The sequence below is a fragment of the Candidatus Leptovillus gracilis genome, assembly GCA_016716065.1.
Taxonomy (GTDB): Bacteria; Chloroflexota; Anaerolineae; order Promineifilales; family Promineifilaceae; genus Leptovillus; species Leptovillus gracilis.
This window is the reverse complement of the sequence record JADJXA010000001.1, coordinates 996,151-1,015,595: the sequence shown is the minus strand read 5'-3', so window position 1 is coordinate 1,015,595 and position 19,445 is coordinate 996,151. Positions and strand designations below refer to the sequence as shown.

The window sequence follows — 19,445 nt, the reverse complement described above, 5'->3', positions numbered from 1 at the left end:
GATCAATATGGCAAGCAGCAAACAAATTGAGACCAAACTCCGGCAGGCTCTGGAAGGCAAGTCGGGTGAATTGGAAGTCCAACAGGCCATTGTGCAGGCCGGATTGTCCGGCAGCCGGCGCTTCGCGGCGCTGCTCAAGCGCATTGCCGAAGAAACCGCCCACGAAGACCGGCGCAAAGTGACCTATGACGCGCTGCGCAGTCTGGAGCAGCTTGGCGAGCCGCCAGCCTATTTTCAGGCCAATGCGCGCGCCCACGAAGCCAACAAATGGCTGGCTTATTACTCCATCCTCATCCTGGCGCACAGCCCAAACGACGCGCCAACGCGGGCGGCGCTGGACGCCATCAAAACACAAACGGCCGATAACCAGATCCGCGGGGCCATCGCCGAAGCTGAACGGCTGCGGGCGTTGGCGGCCGAATACCAACAATTGCACACGGCTCAAGCCCAAATTGAGTATATCCTGAGCCATTTTAGAGGCGGTTGGAATCCAATTTCTTTTGGGCAGACGGAACTGGGCAGCGCCACCGACCCGTTGGCCGTCTGGTCGCAGCAGGAACTGCGGCAGTTGTCGCAGGCCCACCCCGACCTGGCAGCCGAGTGCGTGGCGCGAATTGACCTGTCTGAGCAGTATGCGGCCGCGAGCATCAGCCGCTCTTATCGGGATTACATCGCCCAATTTTTGGCGACAGAAGCGGTGCAGCGGCTGCAAGAACTGGAAGCGCAGAGGGCGTAATGGCATTACTACACCCCGCTTATAAGCTGACCATCGGCGACAAAATTGTGGACACGACCGACGAACCGCAGGCGAGCACGGCCGTTTCTCTCACCGTTGCCCTGGACATGGACACCCCCGCCGACAGCTTTACCCTGCTGCTGGGGCAGGTGGGCGGCTTCCAGCCCCAGCGCGACGAGGACGCCAAAATTGAGTTGGGCTTTAGCGATGGCGAACTGACCCAGGTCATCGTCGGCCAGGTCATCAGCGCCCAATCCAGCCTCATCCACCGCCGCGTCATCGGCCACAGCCCGGCGCAAAAGCTGCTGAACGCCTTCACCGACCGGACCTACGAGTTGATGACCGCCGGCGAAATCGTCAGCGACCTGGCAAACCAGGCGGGCATCCAGACGGCCCGCGTCGAGGATGGCATCACGTTTCCGGCGTATGGGGTAGACGGCCGTAATTCCCTCTACCACCACATGCGCCAACTCGCCGACCTGTGCGGCTTCGACCTATACATCAACGCCGACGGCGAACTGGTTTTTGCCCGCTTCCTCAGCGGCAATGCCATTCACATTTTCGACTACGCCAAACAAATCGTCGAGCTAGAATTTTTGCAGACGCCTCTAGCCGCCGCCGAGGTGCAAGCCTGGGGCGAAAGTCCTGGCGGTGGTCAGGGGGATGAATCGTGGGCCTGGCTGACCAAAGATTTTGCCGGGCGCAAAGGCGCGGCCGGTTCCGGCGTGCCGGTGCGCCTGCTGGAACGGCCTGCCCTGCGCACGGCCGAAGCCGCCCTGGCCGCCGCCGAAGCTGCCCATATCCATCTCAACCGCCAAACCCTACGCGGCGTCCTGCTCAGTACCGGCCAGCCCAAAGTCAAATTGGGTGACGCCATTCAACTGCGCAATCTGCCCGACGCCAGCCGCAACGCCACCTACCAGGTGCGCAGCGTCACCCACCGTATAGACAAAACTGGCGGCTTCACCACCCGCATTGGCTTCCGAGGATTGTAGGACTCGTATTCAGTAAACCGTATTCGGTAATCCGTAGGGCGCTGCCTCCGGTGAGCGTCATCGGGAAACGGGATACGGACTTCAGGTTACAGATAATCGTATGACCACCATCGTCAACACACTCCAACAAATCATCCGGCACGAACTGCGCGCGCTGCACATCGCCGAACTTGGCCTGGTTGAAGCTGTCTATCCGCACAGCAGCGGCAGCGACAACGACAACTACGGCTGCGACGTGCGCCTGAAAAACAGCGGCCTGCTGCTCAAGCGGGTTCCTGTCGCCACCGGCCACGTCGGCACAGTCTCTATTCCCAACGTGGGCGACCTGGTGCTGCTGAACTTCGACAAAGGCGACGTGAACCAGCCGATCATTATCGGCCGTCTTTACAACGATGCCGATCGGCCGCCGCTGAACAATCCCAACGAAATCATTTTTCGCCTGCCCCTGGCCGAGCCGGACGACCAGACCATCATGGCCGCTATCCGCAACAGCGGCAGCGGCTCCGAACCACGCGAGATGATTCTGGAAATGCCGCCGCAAATTACGGTGCGCATCAGCGATGGTGCGGTGCGGGCCACCGCCGGCGACACGGAAATGGTGCTGGACCAGCCACACAGCAGCGGCGGCACGGTGACAGTGCTTACCGGCCGCACCAAAATCACCATGAATCAGGATGGTGACGTGAAGGTCGAAGCGGCCGGCAGCATGTCGCTCAAAGCCAACGGCGACCTGAGCCTGGAAGGGATGAATGTCAGCATTAAGGGGCAAATGAAGGTGATGGTGGAAGCCGGAACCCAGGCCGAAGTGAAGGGCGGCGTCGAAGCCAAACTAGAAGGTCAGGCATCGGCCTCGGTGAAGAGCAGCGCCATCACGGAAATTAGTGGGGCGATGGTGAAGATAAATTAGATGGAGCGCAGGCGTTTCGCCTGCCGGGGCGGACGGGACGTCCGCGCTCCCAGTTTCGCAGGAGAACAGGAATGTCTAAACCGGCGGCGCGAATAACTGACATGCACGTGTGTCCTTTGGTGAACGGCGTCGTGCCCCACGTGGGCGGCCCCATCATCCTGGGGTCGTTTAATGTGTTGATTGGCGGCCTGCCGGCGGCGCGGGTGACGGACATGGCAACCTGTGTCGGGCCGCCGGATACCATCATCATCGGCTCGATGACGGTGTTTATCAACAACCTGCCGGCCGCGCGTATGGGCGACCAGACAGCGCACGGCGGCACGATTGTAGCCGGTTCGCCGCAGGTATTGATTGGCGGGTAATAGGGTTGGTTGGCTGTTAACCAACCAACTTTCCATTGGGAAAACGACTTATGACAAACGAACGATGGGGTACAGATTTGCGCCTGCTGCGCGACTTGCGGCAGCAGAATGACCTGCATCCAGGCCATGACCTGTTTGTGAAGGAGCGGTTGGCGACGGGGCTGGTGGATTTGGAGACGGTAACGGCCGTTACCAACCTGCAACAAGCCCTCCTCCTCCGTTTCCTCACCCAACAGGGCGAACTGGAGCCGCTGGGTCATCCCACTTACGGCTCCCGGCTCTTCCAGCTCATTGGCGAACCCAACACCCTCACCAACCGCAACCGCGCCAAGCTCTACGTGCTGGAAGCGCTGGCCGCCGAACCCCGCGTCGCCGAAGTGCTGCGCGTCACCGTCGAAACCAACCCTGCCGATCGCGGCCGGTTGGACATCAGCGTCAACCTGCGCCCCATCTTCAGCGACACCGTACTCAACCTGGTTTTCCCGTTTTTCATCGAAGCCGGCCTGGCCGGTGGCGGATTATTGTTATGAACTTCGTTTATCTATTAGAACCCTTATTCGTTACCTTCCTTTGCGCCTCTGCTCCTTTGCGCCTTTGCGTTCACTTGTTTTCCGAGGAGGCCCTTGCATGAATGATGAAACTGTCACTTTAATTGAACGGCCGTACCAAGAAATCGTAGACGACGTCCTCACCGCCATCGTCGGCGGCGTGGTCAACGAACCGATCATCTTCGATATCAAAAGCGACCTCTACCCCCTGGCCGAACCGGCCCAGGACATTCGCGGCATCACCGGCATCGCCGACGGCCGTCATCGTACCTTCCTTAAAGAAGTAGACTTCCTCTTCAACATCGGCAGCAACGCTGTCGAATGGGACAGCACCGGCACACTGCCCGAGGACAACACCACCTTCCACGTAGACTACTTCCGCCAGAGCAGCCGCTCACCGCTCACCGACATCAACGTTGGCAGCGTCACCCGCACCCTCAGTGAAGCCGTCAGCCGCGAGATTGCCACCGTTTACAACCAAATCAACCTGGCCTACCTCTCTGGCTTTATAGACACAGCCACCGGCCGTTCGCTGGAGCTGGTTGTCGCCATTCTCGGCGTCAGCCGCAAGACCAAAGATTTTGCCGTTGGTCTGGCGACGTTTTTCCGCGACACAGCCAGCAGCGGCAACATCACCATCCCTGAAGGCACGCTGCTGGCGACGGCCAAAGGGGACGTCCTCTTCGAGACCACCCAGCCGCGCACCTTGCAGCAGGGGCAGGTCCGCATAGACGCCCCCATCCGCGCCGGGGCTGCCTTCAAGGGCGACAAGGGCAAAGTGGCCGCCGGGGCCATCAGCCAGATGATGCAGCCCATCGCCGGCATCGCCCGCGTCACCAATTTCGACGCCACCTTCCTGGGCGCGGAAGACGAAACCGACACCGAACTGCGCCTCCGGGCCAAAGCGGCGCTGCGTTCCCTGGGCAAAGCGACCCTGGCCGCCCTGCAGCGTGTGGTTTTTGAGGGGCGCGGCAAGCTGACCGAAGTGTGGGACCCCAACAGCTCACCCGATCACCGTTCAGAATTGGGTACGGTGGTCCTGCTCGTTGAATCGGAGCCGGAGCGTTTTCCCAGCCTGAACGCCGCCGTGCAGGAGACCCGCGCCGCCGGCGTGCAGGCGACCATTGTCAGCCGCTACGTTTTTTTTAAGCCGCGCATCTTCGCCACCATCGCCCCCGGCCTTACCGCCGCCGGTAAACTAAAAGTGGCCGACGAGATAATCGCCGCCTTGCAAGCCTACGTGGACGGCTGCAGCGCCCAACCGGCCGTGGGCCAAGCTGCGAAGCGGTGAGCGTGGACGATGTGAGCGAGGTGACCATTGTGGACGTGATTGGTGTGGAAGTCTGACCTGGGACGCCCGGCGGCTGAATCGTTGGTGGATGCGTTGGTGACGGCCGTTCAAGGCGCAGGCACAGACCCGGACGCAATACGGGCCGCCATTGGCACGGCCGTTGCCCAAACGCCGCCCCTCGTCCCCACCAGCACGCGCATCGCCGACCGCACCCTGCTGCGAGCTACTGATGGCAGCCCGGCCACCGACGCCCAAATCGAATCCGGCGATTTCCAAATCGTCGCCCAGGTAGACGGCCAGCCTGGCTGTGTCGTCCTGGACATCGAACCCGCCGACATTGTGCTGCAAGAGAGCAGTTGATAGTTGATAGTTGTTACTGGATAGACCCCACTAACAACTATCAACTCCCAACTAACAACTAATCCTATGGCAAATAAAACCGACCGCATCATCAGTTACCTGCCCGCGACCTTCCAGAAACGGCCGCATGGTCCCACCCTGCGCGCTGTGGTAGACGCCTTTGGCCGCCAACTGCAAGATGGCGAAAACAGCCTGGCCGCCGTCATGCAGGCCCATTGGGTGGATTACGCCGACCTGCTGGCCCAGGAAATTGACGACCTGGCGCGCATCGCCGCCCTCTACGGCCTGGCCCCACGTGACGATGAAGGCGTGGAAGAATTCCGCGAGCATCTCAAACGCTATGTGCGCACGTTCCTCGATGGGACCGTCACCGTGCAGGGCGTTTTACGCATCACCGCCGAAGCGTTGGGGCTGCACATCGCCGACGCCTACGAGGAGATGGATACCTGGTGGACCCGTGACAATGACGCTGTCACCCTCAGCGAAGCTGGCGGCGGCGACGCTGCCGAACTGGTGCTGGGGCTGCGTTCCGCCAGCGAACACGGCCGTTCCGCCACCGCCGCCCTGGTCAAAAGCGCTACCGACCTCAGCGGCAAAGTAGACGGCCGTACCGCCAACATCCTGCGCCTGCAAGTCAATGGGACCGGTCCTTTTGAAATTGACATCGCCGCGTCAGCCGCCGACCCTGCCGCCGTCAGCGGCAGCGAAATCGCCGCTGCGATCAACGCCGAAGTAGGGCTGGATATTGCCAGCTTCGACGGCCGTTCCCTCACCCTCGCCACCCCCGAACGCGGCGCAGGTCAGGTCATCGAAGTCCACGACACCCTCAACGACGCCGCCGACACCCTGTTGGGCTTGCCGCCGCGCAGCTACAACGGCCGTGACGAAGAAGCAGCCATCGTGCGCGGCACAGTAGACCTCAGCGGCGTCCTCGACCTGCGCGAAGCCCGCTACCTGCGCCTGCTGCTAGACGGCAGCCGCCTGGCCGAAATTGACGTCGCTGGCCCCGACGAGGCCCATACCCTACTCGATCAGGTAGTAGAAGCCATCAACACGGCGCTCGGTTTGGAAGATGCCGTCACCCACGATGGGCGCTTCCTCATCCTCCAATCACCCACGCCCGGCCTGGGCAGCAGCATCGTCTTCCAGCAGGCCGCCGCGCAGCAGGCGCTGGGCCGCTTGTTTGGCCCCATCAGCAAAACCCACGTCGGGCGCGGCCCACGCGCCGCTCAGGTGATTGGCCGCCGCGATTTGAGCGGGGGCGTGGACCTGACGACGCAGCCCTTCCTGCGCCTGAGACTGGACGGCGCAACCATGCCGGACATTGACTGTCGGGGGGGCGTCGCTGCCAACACCCAATTACCCGAATTGGTCGCGGCCATCAATGAAGGGGTGGGCGGGCAAATTGCGGCGCATAACGGCCGTTTTCTCACCCTTACTTCGCCTACCAGCGGCAGCGGCAGCGAAATTGTCTTCCTGACGCCGGACGGCGGCGATGCGGCGCGGCCCCTCTTTGGCATTGGCCCGCGTGACTTTTTTGGCCGCGCGGCTACGCCCGCCAGCATCGTCGGCGCGGCCGACCTGAGCGACGGCGTGGATTTGTTGGCCCGTTATTTGCTGCGTCTGGTGGTAGACGGCCGTCCGCTGACCATCAACTTGCGCAGCCACGCCGCCAACATCCGCGCCGCCACCCTGCGCCAACTGGCCGACGCCATAGACGCCGCCGTCGGCGCCGACGTGGCCGCCACCGACGGCCGTCACCTTATCCTGGTCTCGGCCACTGAAGGCAGCGGCAGCAGCCTGGTGGTCGAACCACTGGTTGAAAGCCACCGAGACCGTTTTGTCAGCCGGGCCATCATTACCGACGAGGCTGCCGGGACAATTTTTGGCTTTACCCGCGCCATTGCTCGCGGCGCTGACGCCCTGAACGCCCGCGTCGTCGGCCAGGTGGATTTGCAGCGCGGCGTAGATTTGCGCCAGAACCGTTATTTACGGCTGCGCATAGACGGCGGCGACGCCGTAGAAATTGACTGCGCCGGGACGCGCCCCCGCGCCACGCTGCTGCCGGAAATTGTGGACGCCATCAACCACGCCCTGAACCGGACGCCAACTGTTGCCAGCAGCAACGGCCGTCGCCTCATCCTCAGCTCCCATACCGTGGGGGCCAACAGCCGCATCACCTTCGCGCCGCCGCGCGTCACCGACGCCCTGCCGCTGCTGCTGGACGCCGCCCCCGGCGAATTTCGCGGCCAAAATGCGGAACAGGTGCGCTTTGTCGGCACGGTGGACCTCAGCGGCGGCGCGAATCTCAGCAGCGCCAGCGCCATCAAACTGGGGCTGGATGGGGCCGCGCCCATCGAAATAGAGTGCGCCGCCAACGCCGCCGATCCGGCCAGCGCCAGCCTGAACGAAATCGTCATCGCCATCAACCTGGCTCTGGGGCGCAATGTCGTCACCCACGATGGCGCGCATCTCATCATCACTTCGCCGACGGTGGGCGCGGGCAGCCAACTGTTGTTTGCCGCCCCGGCCGCCGCCAATGCCACTGCCGCTCTCTTTGGCATCGCCGCCCCGCGTGAGTATCGCGGCCGCGACGCCAGCCCGGCGCAGGTAATTGGCGCGCAAGATTTAAGCGGCGGCGTGGATTTGCGGGTCATCCGCTTCTTGCGCCTGGGGATAGATGGCAAGCCGCCCCTTGACGTAGATTGTTTGCTGCCCAATGTGGCTGACGCAGCGGCCGTTACCCTGGATGAAATCGTCGCCGCTATCAACGCCGCGCTCAAGGCTAAAGTTGCCGCTCATGATGGCAAATTCCTCAGCCTCCTGTCGCCCACCGTTGGGCAAAATGGGCGCATCATCCTGGCCGAACATTCCTCCGGCGACGCCCGCGCGGCGCTGTTTGGCAGCGTGCCCGACGAAACCACCGGCGCCGACCCCGTGCCGGCGATCCTCGAAGGCCAGACCAATTTGTTGACACCGGTCAACCTGAGCCGCCGCTCGCACATCCGCCTGGCCGTCAACGGCGGCCTGCCGACGGACATAGACGTGGCCGGTGACTTTCCACCCACGACCTTTGCCGACGACATGGCCGACGCCATCAACGCCGTCTTCCCAGACATGGCCTCGGTGACAGCCGATAACCATCTGCGCCTCACCGCCCCCAGCGCCGGGCAAAACAGCCGTCTGGAACTGCTGCCGCTGCGCGCGCTGGACGTGATTGAATATCCGCCCACCGCCCAACCGCTGCTACCGCAGCAGGTGACGCACGGCGGGCGCTGGCACGCCGACAACAGCGGCGCGGCGGCGGGTTACGCTGAGGTCAGCATTACCGCGCCGCTGGGCGTGGCCGCGCCGACGCTGGTGAACGAAGCTCTGGGCTGGCAGGTGCGCCTGCTGGTGGCCCTGGCGCGCAATGAAACGGCACGGTTGTGGGTTGAAGACGGCCGTCTCCAATCCGAAATCCGAAATCCGAAATCCGAAATCCGTCCCATTCCCGGCAACCAGATACTCGTTGGCCCGCTGGGTGGGCAGACGTGGGTTCCCTTCGACGGCGTCTGGCAGTTAAGCGGCGACGACGACGGCCCGCCGACCTTGCAGCTGAACAACTCGCTGGCCGATAACTTGGTGCAGCTTGTGGCGCGGCACTCCATCCAGCCCGGCAGCGACGTGGGCGTCAGCGTGACGGCGGCGGCCATTCCCCCCATCGCCCTGGACGCGGTGCGCGATGATGGGCAGGTGGTGGTGGTGAACGGCCGTCTCCACCCCACGGCAGCCGGCTGCCACCTGCTAGACGCCGACGGTCATTTTGTCGCCGACGTGCGTGCTGGCGCGGGCATCTCCCTGGCCGATTTTGCCGACCGGGTTGTCCGCCTGCGCGCCACCATCCACGCCGATGCCCAACCGCTGCTGCTGGTGCAGCAGGTGGAAGCGCTGTTCAGCGTGACTCTGCGCTTCCAATCGGCCGAGGGTGACGCGATAACGGAAGCGTATGAAGGTGTGACCATTGGCGGCGACCCGGCGGCAGATGAGGCTTTGATACGGCGAATTGGGCAGCGGCCGTCGGCGTTTGTCCGTGCTGTTTCCTGGCCCAAGGCGACGGTCTTGTCGCTGCCCCAGGGGCGCTCTTCGTGGCGTTTCCTGGATTGTTACGGCCCGCGCTTCAACCACGCTCGTTTCGACCAGGCCCGTTTTCCCGGCGGCGTCTGTCTGGACCGGGGCGTGTTTAATGTCAGCCGCTTCGCCAATACGCCGCCGGAGCCGGTGGTGGCCGTGTTCACCAGCATCCACGACCTGCCCGATCCGCCGGTGCAAGTAAGCTTTGCCTATGAGCGTTACCAGCCCGGCGCGTTTCTGGTGCGGCTGCCGGCCGATTTGCCGGAGCGGTTTGGCGGCCGGTTTAACCAGGCCCGCTTTGGGCAGGGCAAGGGCAGGCCGGAGGTGTATGAAACGGCCGTGACCGACCCGCCCAACGACGATCTGTACATCGTCAAGCTGCTCAACACCCGGTCGGCGCTGGTGGAGGCGCAGATTGTGCCGCGTGTGCCGTTGGGCTGGACGGCCGTACCCATGCCTTTCCGCGACCCGCACTACCTCACCCTGGGCAGCCCGGCCAATCCCGCGCAAATCTACCTGACCGATGTGGGCATTGATGGCTTCCTGCGTATCCAGGCGCGCGAACCAGGTGCATTTGGCAACAACATCGCCATCGCCGCCCGCAGTTCCGGCCCGGCCATGTTTGACTTTTCCGTTATTTATGAAGGCGTGCCCTTTGAAAATGCCCGCCAGACGGTGCTGGGCAGACCCCTGTCCGCCCTCACCACCGATTCCCTGGAACCCGGCCCCGTTGGCGTGTTGCAGGCCAAAGCCGCCGGGGTATCTGTCCGTGTGATTCGTGAACGTACAAGAGAGGTTGGTTAGTTGGTTGGTTGGTTAACAAACCAACCAACCAACTAACCAGCAAACCAACTTTCCCCAAAAGGAGTGTTACAAATGTCAGTTTTAGAACCTTATGTAGAGTACAAGCCGGGCGAACTCATCGCCGCCGAGATTATGAACGATATGCAGGCCCAGATTCGCGCCGACATTGCCAGCCAGGCGCAGGCGGCCGTGGACGCCATCACCCAGGTCCCCAGCGCCCAAGACGCCGAGCGCCTGGAAGGCCAATCCCTGGCCGACATTACCAAAGCCATTATTGACCAGGCCCTCAGCCAGATGGCTTTGCACTCTGGCTACATGAAGCTGTTCAAAAAGCTCCAGGTCGGCAAAGAGTCGGTGGTCGAGCACAATCTGCAAAACAGCCCCCTGGTGGACCTGTACCAGCTTGATTATTTCCGGGTTGTCGCTTCCGAAGATGACCACAAGTACCAGACCTGGGTCAATTTCTTCCTCTACCACTCCAGCGAACAACGCATCCGCTTTGTGCCAGACGGCGAAAGCACGCCGATCAGCGTAGAGATTGAGCCAACGGGCAGTGAGCAGTATCGGGTGGCTTTTGCCGATTTGCTGGCCCGCTACCGGGTGAAATACAACGACAACTCCAGCCTGAGTGACATTGAAAACGAGCTGTGGAAAGCGATGTTTGCCGGCCCCAACGATCGTTTTGACGATGACCAACATGCCCATTCCCCCTGGTTCGACCGCTGCTGCCGCGAGGACCGTTCGGTGAAAAGCGTGAAGCAAAAGGGGGATTGGGACGACTTGTGGGTGAAGTTCATCCCGCGTAGGACAGAAAACTACCCGCCCTTTGCCATGACCAACATGCCGCCGGTGACGCCAGCGCCCACCATGGTGCAGGTGACCCATTTCAGCTTCAATAAATTAGGTCTGCTGCTGTTTGGCCCGCCAGCTTACGCGCCAGAGGTAATCGAAGGACTGCGGCAGGAAGGGCGAGACGTTGAAGCCGTCCGGCAGGAATTGAAATTGATGGTGCTGCTGCGCGCATAATCCAGGGTTTAGATTGGTTCAATCTTAGAGATTGAACCAATCTTTAACCCTGCAAGGTAAACATCCATGAGACTAACCACTGATTTCCCAGGCGAAGCCATTCGTTTCGAGGGCGACCGCACGGTGCAAATTCAGGGCTTACCAGAAGGGGCGCAGATTCAACACGCCACCATCACCCTGACGCCGGCCGCCGCTCCCGGCCGCCCTGTGTTTGAAGAGATTCTAACGTTCAGCGGCAATGTCGGCGATTTTGGCATGACTAAAGTTTTGCAGCCCGGCATTGTCGAGGTGGATTTCCATGCCCGGCGCACGTTGGCGGTTGTGCGTGGCTCCAATTTGCTCAACAGCGAATTGGTGGTGGACCTGGGCGGCGGCGTCTTCATGGGCATTAATGAATATGGCGCGCTGGCGGCGTCGGAAGACGTAGACTTGTACGCGATACCGGCCAGCGGCGCGCTGCCGGGTCTGCTGGTGGGCAAGTTCCGGCTGCGCTCGGTCACCAATCCGCCGCCGACGTTGAACGTGACCCAGGTGACGGTGCGCACGGCGGCCAACAATGTTACCCTGGCGCTGGAAGGGATGCCGCCGTTTTGGGTGCAGCCGGGGGAGATCACGGCCCCTATTGCCACCCCCAATTTCGCCGACTTCATGCAGCGTTATTTGCAGGAAGCGGCGGTGAAAGACGGCCGTTACCAGCTCCCCCTCATCATCCACTCCGACAGCCTGACCCGGCTGAACGTAACCGTAGACATTGAATATACCCGCCAGCAGTCGGCCCTGCCGGCCGGCGTGGGCGAAGCCGCCTTGCCTTACGGCTTCGACGGCGTGCCCCAGGCCGACAGCGCCCTGCTCCAGGTGACGCTGCCGGCAGGCGCGGCGGTGACGGCCGCCAGCGTGCAAGTCATCGGCGCATTTGAGGAGAGCCGCATTGTCTTTGGGCCGACAGGGCCGCTGACGCCGGTAACGGCCGTGCCCATCAGCGCCGCCATCAGCCAGACCCAGCCCATTTTGTTGAGCGCGGACACGGCCGTTACCGCCATAGACCTGCTGCTCTCCAGTGTCAGCCGCGCCGCCGTGCTGGACCTGAACCTGATGGCCGACGTGGGCGGCAAACCGTTCGCCGACCCGCTGTTGGCCGCCCCCGTGCCGCTGGAGCTGGACCGCGACCTGGCGGCCAACCCTACCTGGATCAGCGCCCGGCTGCCGCAGGAATTTCAATTCCGCGCCGGAACGCGCTTCTGGTTAATCGTCCAGGCGCGGAACGGGGAAGCGGCCTGGCACAGCCAGACGGCCGTTACCGGCGAAGCCTTGCAGCACTCCACCACCGGCGGCCTTTCCTGGCGCGCCACTCAGGTAGACGGGGTGGCCGGGTCGCTGGCCGGCTACTTCCGCCTGCGCCGCGCGCCGGCGCAGTACGAGATGCCGCTGTCGGTGCTGGTGGGTGATGGGCCAACGGCCATACCCGTCTCCCTGGACCGCTTCCAGCCGCTGGGGCGCATTGACTTTACCATTGACTTCCCCGAATTTGCCGCGGCCATCACCGAAGCCGCCCGGCGCGCGGCGGCGGCCTCTTGCGCCCGCGGCGAGCAGCTGCAAAATGGCGATTTCACCCGCTGGTCTACCAGCGGCGAGAGCTTCGGGCCGCTGCAAGACGCCGAAAACATCTCCGGCGGCCTGAGCAGCATCGTGGTGGCGCCTAACGGCGAATGGGCGTTTGCCGGGCGGGAGACGGGTGATGGCGTTTTCATCGGGCTGCCGCTGCATCGTCCGTTTGCCGGCGGTTTTTCAGCCCCGGCGTCGCGGCAGCACGTTGCCATCAGCCCGGACAGCCAGCGCGTATACGTGATCAGCGAAGCCTACGAATCCACCGATTTGCGGGTGATAAACGCGGTGACGTTTGCGGCGGTTGGCAGTCCCGTCCCGCTGCAAGGCATTGCCTCTTGTCTGGCGCTGTCGCCGGACGGCCGTACCCTGTATCTGGGTGGTTTTCGTAACGTATTGGCGCTGGATACGGCCGTACTCGGCCAACTCCTGACCGCCAATACCCCCGTCAACATTCTGGACGCGCTGCTTGGCGACCCCATTCCTCTGGAGGAAGGCTTCCGGCCGGTCAGCCTGGCCGTGTCGCCGGACGGCCGCCGCCTGTTTGTGGCCACCGCCCACAGCCAGACCTTGTCCGGCAGCCTGGCCGTTTTCGACGCGGCCAGCCAGCAATCGCTGGTAGACCCCCTCTTTACCGGCAGCAATCCGGTAGACCTGGCGCTGACGCCCGACGGCCGTCGCGCCCTGGTGGTGAATGGCAATGACGACAGCCTCAGCCTGATAGACGCCGCCCACTTGCGCTACGAGCGCACCCTTTCCCTGCCCAAACCGGACGACACGATGCTGTGGCCGGTAGCCGTGGAGATTGAGCCAAACGGCCGTCGCGCCTTTGTCGCCAGCCGCGAAAACGCTTCCATCAGCGTGATAGACCTGCTGACGTTGGCGGTGCGCAATCCGGTTGCTGTGGGTGCGCCCGATTTTGGCGACATAGACCTGGCAGCGACGCCATCCGGCGACCGGCTGTACGTGACCTTACAAAACCCTTACCCGGCCGGAGAGATGGCCGGTCTGCGTTTTTTGCCGTTGGGCCGCCAACAGCCGGACCATTGGACGCTGACCACCGGCTTTGTGCAGCCCATCCCCTTCACCGACCCATTCCACCTGACGGCCGTGTTAGGCCCTCTCACCCCAGGCGACCAGGCGATACGGCCGTCCCGCGCCTCGGCGCTGTCGCAGGCCACGGCTGCGGTCGGCGGCTGCACCTACGATTTCAGCTTTTGGGGCATTGCCAGCAGCCTGGAAGCGGTCGCCGAGGTGATCTGGCGCGGCGGCGCGTGCGCCGTGCAGCGCACCGACCGCATCCCCATCCAGGTCCCCGAATTTGCTGAACGAGTCAAGCGCAGCTCCCAAACCTTTCCGGGGGGCATTCAACCGCAAGCTGGTTTTGCCGACGGAACCTTTGGCCGGGCGCAGACGGTGAACCTGCGGGCGGCTGCGGCGCAGCGGCTGCCGGAGCTGCTGTTCCACCGGGCGCGGCTGCAAGCGCCGCCGGGGGCGACTCAGGCGGAAATCCGCTTCGTCGTTCCGCCGGAGCATAACGCCGCCGTAGACACGGTTTCCTTCCAGGCTACCGGCGATCCCATTGCCAACGGCGATTTGCTGCTGGTGGCCAATGGTGCGCTGCTGGGCTGGCAGTTGTCGCCGGCCTCGGTGACCGGCGTGACCTTGAACGTGACGAGCGATGGCGTGGAACTCTCCAATTTGGAAGCCGTGCCTGTCTCGCTGATGCAGTCGTTTGCGGTGACGGGCGGGCAGCCGTTTGTGCTGCGGCTAGATGGCGCGTTGGTGCGCCAGCTTGCCGGCGGCGCGCCGGAGGTGCGGTTGGATTGGCTGGACGCGGCCGGTAACGTTGTTGGCGCGAGCCGGCTGCCCATCGCGGTGGGGCGGCAAGAACATCAGTTGGAAACGGCCGTGCCCCCCACCGCCGCCAGCGCCGACCTGAACCTGGCGCTGCCGGCCGGAACCACCCTGCTTGTGCGGCAGCTTGCTTTTGTGCCGGTGGAATTGGTGACGGTCCCGATCCATTTCCTGGCGCAGGCGCCCGGCAAACTGACGGTGACCGGCTTCGACGTGGCCTACGATGTGGGCGATGTGGCCGCCGCGCCGCTGCCGCCGGGCGGTTTGTGCCCGCCCACGCCGCCTGGCCGGGGCGCCGCTGGACAGGGTGGCTGCTGCCACTGGTGCGCGTCGCCCTGCGGGCCATGTGGTGATGATGGGGGAACAACAGACAGCGCCGCGCCAACGGCCGTCGCGCGCCCGCTGGCGGTCAGTGCGCCGCGCCGCCCGGCGGCGGTGATCGCGGCGCGGCCGGCGTTGGTGCGCGAGCCTGTGGTTGTGGCCGCCGCGCCGGAGATTCGGTTGGTGGAAACGGCCGTTGCCCCTCTGCTTACGGCCACCCCGGCCGAATGGACCGCCCGCTCGCCTGCGCTGGCGGTTGCTTCGGTCCCGCTGGCAGACATCAACGGTATCGCCGGGGCGCGGACGCGCGAACTGGCGCGGCTGGGCGTAGATTCTATTCCCCGGCTGGCGGCAGCCGCGCCGCAGACCATCGCCAACGCGGTGCGCGGTGTGTCGCTGCTGATGGCTGAACGCATGGTGGCCGAGGCGCAGGCGCTGAGCAGCAATGTGGCCGCGCTGCCCGCGCCGCTCATCTCTTGCATTATGCCGACGTATGATAGACGGCCGTTTGTGCCGTTGGCGATTGAGCTGTTTTTGCGCCAGGATTACCCCAACCGGGAACTGATCATCCTGGACGATGGCGAGGATGCGGTGGGCGACCTGGTCCCGGCGGATAAGCGGATTCGCTACCTGCGCCTGCCGCAGCGCCTGAGCATTGGCGCGAAGCGCAACCTGGGCGGCGAGGAAGCGCGCGGCCCCATCCTGGCGAGTTGGGACGACGATGTGTGGGTCGCGCCGTGGCGGCTCAGTTATCAGGTGGGGGCGCTGACGGAGTTTGGCGCGGATGTGGTGGGCTTGGACAACCTGCTGCATTATGATCCGTTTGCGCGGCGGGCGTGGCATTCGGTACGGCCGTCTGGTCGGCTGCCCTGGATGCCGGGCAGCACCTTGTGTTACACCAGAGCGTTCTGGCAAAGCAACCCATTCCCGGACATCCAGCCCGGCGAAGATATCCGCTTCTTGCGGCAAAAGGCGGCGGCCAACATTGTGCCGCTGCAAGCCATCACCTGGCTGGTAGACATTATCCACCAGGCCAATGTCAGCCCGAAGCCGACGGACAGCCCGCTGTGGTTCCCGTTTTCGCTGGAAGAGATGCACAAGCTGCTGGGCGCTGACGCGGCGTTTTATGCCCGGTTGGCCGCCGGTAAGAATTAAGAAATGAGAATGAATTAACTTGCATGTGTTCCATTTCATTTATGCCTTGCTTAGGGGCGGGATGGCGCGGGTTGGTCTTCGCCGCAGCGGACAACATTTTCTCCGCGCCATCTCGCCCAACAAACGCCTGTGCCGGACAAAGAAGATGGCGAGACAGGCGGGGCGAGGCATTGGTGATTGGCAAAGATGTCACCCCGACTGTCCCGCCCCTACCTGCTCAACTCATTTGACACACGCTCAAATAATTTAACGCAGAGGCACAGAGATAAATCTGCGTAATCCTTCGGCAGGCTCAGGATAAGTTCTGCGAAATCTGTTGATTTTCCTTCATCGTGGTACACCGCAGTTCATGTTGAACTGTTAAGCAAAGAGTTAGTTCTCTTTACGATTTGTCCTGGGTGCGATACAGTTTGGGGACGCTATTTAGTAACCCTCATGCTTGCCGGGACTCTTCTTTAGCGATGGTCGGTAAGCGGCAAGCTATTAAACAAGGAGATAACTAACATGACAGTTCGTACAGCCAATGCTTTGTGGGAAGGTACATTGAAGGAAGGCAAAGGGGTGATGAAGCTGCAAAGCGGCGCTTACGATGGGCCGTTTACGTGGGCTTCTCGGTTTAGCGATGGCGTCGGTACAAATCCAGAAGAACTGATTGGCGCGGCGCACGCTGGCTGCTTTTCTATGTTCTTTTCAGCGCTGCTAACGGGCAATGAGACGCCTCCGGTTCGTGTGGAAACCTCGGCGGCCGTACACCTGGGCGAAGGGCCAACCATCACCAACATTGATCTGGTGTGCCAGGCGCAGGTTCCGGGTATCTCCGCCGAAAAGTTCCAGGAATTAGCGCAGGCAGCAAAGGAAAAGTGCCCGGTCTCTAAAGTGTTGGCTGGTGCGCAAATCTCTTTGCAAGCCAGTCTGGTTTAGATTGCTCCCCTACCCGTATGCAGTAATCCGTATGCGGTAATCCATAATCCGTATTTCGTATTTCGTCGGGCGATACCTCTGGTGAATGCCAACGGAAAACGGCATACGGACTTTGGTTTACGGCGACCATTCGTCTTAAACGCTTCCCGCAATCAAGCAATGTCAAAAGGAGTATTTCCCTCATGAATAAACCCCAGACAGCAACGGCCGTAGCCACACCCATCACCGATCCCGTTTATACGCGCGCCCCTTTCTGGCACGATGTGCCCGACGAACAATGGATGGATTGGCGCTGGCAAATGAGCCATCGCCTCAATTCCGAAGCTGAATTAGAGAAAGTCATCAACCTGACCGACTCTGAGCGGCAGGCGCTTAGCGCCAAGGGGCTGTTCCGCGTAGACATCACCCCTTATTTCGCCAGCCTGATGGACCCGGACGACCCCGACTGCCCGGTACGTAAACAAATTATCCCTACCGCCCGCGAGATGGTCCCCTTCGAGTCCATGATGGAAGATTCGCTGGCCGAAGACAAACATTCGCCAGTGCCCGGACTGGTCCACCGCTACCCGGACCGCGTGCTGATGTTGGTGACGACGCAGTGCGCCAGTTACTGCCGCTACTGCACCCGCAGCCGCATCGTTGGCGACCCCACGCAAACGTTTAGCCGCGCCGAGTTCGACGCGCAAATTGAATACATCGAACGCACGCCACAAATCCGCGACGTACTGCTGTCCGGCGGCGACCCCATGGTATTGGCTCCCAAGCTGCTGGACATGATTCTGGCGCGTCTGCGGGCTATTCCGCACATCGAGATTATCCGCATTGGCTCGCGGGTTCCGGTCTTTTTGCCGATGCGCGTCACGCCTGAGTTTTGCGAGATGATCGAAAAATATCATCCGCTGTGGATTAACATCCACGTCAACCACCCGAAAGAGATTACGCCAGAACTGGCGGCGGCGATGGACCGATTGAGCCGCGCGGGCGTTCCGCTGGGCAATCAGAGTGTGCTGCTGGCCGGGATCAATGATTCGGTCCACATTCAGCGCAAATTGGTGCATGACCTGGTGAAAATTCGGGTACGGCCGTATTACCTATACCAGTGCGACCTGGTAGCCGGTTCCGGCCACCTGCGCACGCCGGTCTCTAAAGGCATTGAGATAATCGAAGGTTTACGCGGCCACACCTCTGGCTACGCTGTGCCAACCTACGTGGTTGATGCGCCGGGCGGCGGTGGCAAAATTCCGGTGATGCCCAATTACCTGCTGACACAAGCGCCGGGGAAGGTGGTGCTGCGCAACTTTGAAGGCTTTATTACCACCTACACAGAGCCGCTGGATTATGACCCAGACGCGATAAAAGGCCAGGAGGCGCTGATTGCGCCGCGCCCGGAACCGGGCCAGGCTGGGCTTTTTGGCCTGCTGGAAGGGCAGAAAATGTTTATTGAGCCAGAAGGGTTTGAGGAAACACGGGCGCGTGGCGGCGCGGAACATCGCCTGCGCAGTGGTGAAACCAAACAAAAATGGCAGCCGCTGGGCATTGGTTCGATTGAAAGCCAGTCGGCGCAGTTGGAGGAGGGTGGGGAGTAGGTGGTGTTCAGTAATCAGTAATCAGTGTTCAGTTTAGCTGGTGGATACTGAACACTGGATACTGGATACTGGATACTGGATACTGATAGCGCAGCCTTGATGGTTGGCAGAGCGCGGCGGGTGGCGTCTTCGCCGAGGTGGAAGAATTCTTGGGCCTTGGAAAAGCGGTGGTAGGCGTGGCCGCTGATTTGGGGGGTGATGAGGCAGTCGGCTTCGCCGACGTGGCCGCCGGAGTGGCGAACCAGGGTTTCGATGGTCATCAGACCTGTGCCCAGGGGACCCATGCGGTGGTAGTGGGAGGGGACGAAGATGTCGGCGCCGATGACGTAATCGGCGCCCATGTCGCGGACCACATGTATGGGCAGGTTGTCTACGATGCCGCCGTCACAGAGGAGACGGCCGTCAATTTCCACCGGTTCGACTATGCCCGGAATGGCGCAGCTGGCATGAACGGCGCGCGCCACTGGACCGCGGCGCAGCACCACCTTTTCGCCCCGCTCCAGGTCCGCAGTGATGACGGCAAAGGGAATGCCCAGGTCGCAGATGTCCACGTCGCCGAGGATTTGCTCGACCCAGGTTTCCAGCGGGCGAAAGCTGAGGAGGGCGCTGTGGCTGAGGGCCGGACGCGACAGCAGCTTCCAACTGGTGGAAAGGGCCAGGGCGCGCATCTGGTCTACCGGCATTCCGGCGCAAAAAACCGCGCCGACAAACGAGCCGACACTGGTCCCGGCGACGTAATCTATGGGGATGCCGGCCTTGACCAGCACAGAGAGAACGCCAATGTGGACCAATCCTCTGGTCCCGCCGCCGCTGAGAGCTAAACCGATTTTGGGACGGGTGGCAGTCATAGGCAACGAAATC

General features: G+C 62.4%; 12 protein-coding genes and 1 pseudogene. 12 read left to right on the top strand and 1 reads right to left on the bottom strand.

Annotated features, from left to right (window positions below; translation table 11 throughout):
• Positions 1–7: 7 nt before the first annotated feature.
• From IPM39_04285 to ablA, 12 genes and pseudogenes are all read left to right on the top strand, one after another.
• Positions 8–736, top strand: a complete 729-nt coding sequence (locus tag IPM39_04285) for a hypothetical protein (protein MBK8985289.1) — start codon at positions 8–10, stop codon at positions 734–736.
• Entirely contained in the window at positions 736–1,731 is a 996-nt protein-coding gene (locus IPM39_04280; protein MBK8985288.1) for a hypothetical protein, read from the top strand. Before IPM39_04285 ends, IPM39_04280 begins: the two co-directional genes overlap by 1 nt.
• Positions 1,732–1,831: 100 nt before the next feature.
• Complete coding sequence (locus tag IPM39_04275) at positions 1,832–2,638, top strand: hypothetical protein (protein ID MBK8985287.1); 807 nt, start codon at positions 1,832–1,834, stop codon at positions 2,636–2,638.
• 71 nt (positions 2,639–2,709) lie between these two features.
• On the top strand, positions 2,710–3,000 hold the full coding sequence (locus IPM39_04270) for a PAAR domain-containing protein (protein ID MBK8985286.1): 291 nt from the start codon (positions 2,710–2,712) through the stop codon (positions 2,998–3,000).
• A gap of 50 nt (positions 3,001–3,050) precedes the next feature.
• Complete coding sequence (locus tag IPM39_04265; GenBank protein MBK8985285.1) at positions 3,051–3,530, top strand: GPW/gp25 family protein; 480 nt, start codon at positions 3,051–3,053, stop codon at positions 3,528–3,530.
• A 97-nt stretch (positions 3,531–3,627) separates the two neighbouring features.
• Positions 3,628–4,895 (top strand): annotated as a pseudogene (locus IPM39_04260) (baseplate J/gp47 family protein).
• A complete protein-coding gene (locus IPM39_04255) occupies positions 4,882–5,199 on the top strand; it encodes a hypothetical protein (protein ID MBK8985284.1) in 318 nt (105 codons plus the stop codon). The pseudogene IPM39_04260 and the gene IPM39_04255 overlap by 14 nt, the downstream one beginning before the upstream one ends.
• Before the next feature lie 66 nt (positions 5,200–5,265).
• Positions 5,266–10,116 (top strand): hypothetical protein, encoded by a 4,851-nt coding sequence (locus IPM39_04250; protein ID MBK8985283.1) that lies wholly within the window; start codon positions 5,266–5,268, stop codon positions 10,114–10,116.
• A gap of 72 nt (positions 10,117–10,188) precedes the next feature.
• On the top strand, positions 10,189–11,142 hold the full coding sequence (locus IPM39_04245; protein MBK8985282.1) for a hypothetical protein: 954 nt from the start codon (positions 10,189–10,191) through the stop codon (positions 11,140–11,142).
• A 66-nt stretch (positions 11,143–11,208) separates the two neighbouring features.
• Positions 11,209–16,077: a glycosyltransferase gene (locus IPM39_04240; protein MBK8985281.1), complete on the top strand. Its 4,869-nt coding sequence runs from the start codon at positions 11,209–11,211 to the stop codon at positions 16,075–16,077.
• A gap of 504 nt (positions 16,078–16,581) precedes the next feature.
• Positions 16,582–16,998 carry an OsmC family protein gene (locus tag IPM39_04235; protein MBK8985280.1) on the top strand — a complete coding sequence of 139 codons (417 nt, stop codon included), beginning with the start codon at positions 16,582–16,584 and terminating at the stop codon, positions 16,996–16,998.
• A gap of 182 nt (positions 16,999–17,180) precedes the next feature.
• Positions 17,181–18,584 (top strand): lysine 2,3-aminomutase, encoded by a 1,404-nt coding sequence (ablA, locus tag IPM39_04230; protein ID MBK8985279.1) that lies wholly within the window; start codon positions 17,181–17,183, stop codon positions 18,582–18,584.
• Positions 18,585–18,598: 14 nt separating this feature from the next.
• Here ablA and IPM39_04225 read toward each other — a convergent pair whose 3' ends face one another.
• Positions 18,599–19,432 (bottom strand): patatin-like phospholipase family protein, encoded by an 834-nt coding sequence (locus IPM39_04225; protein MBK8985278.1) that lies wholly within the window; start codon positions 19,430–19,432, stop codon positions 18,599–18,601.
• Positions 19,433–19,445 lie beyond the last annotated feature (13 nt).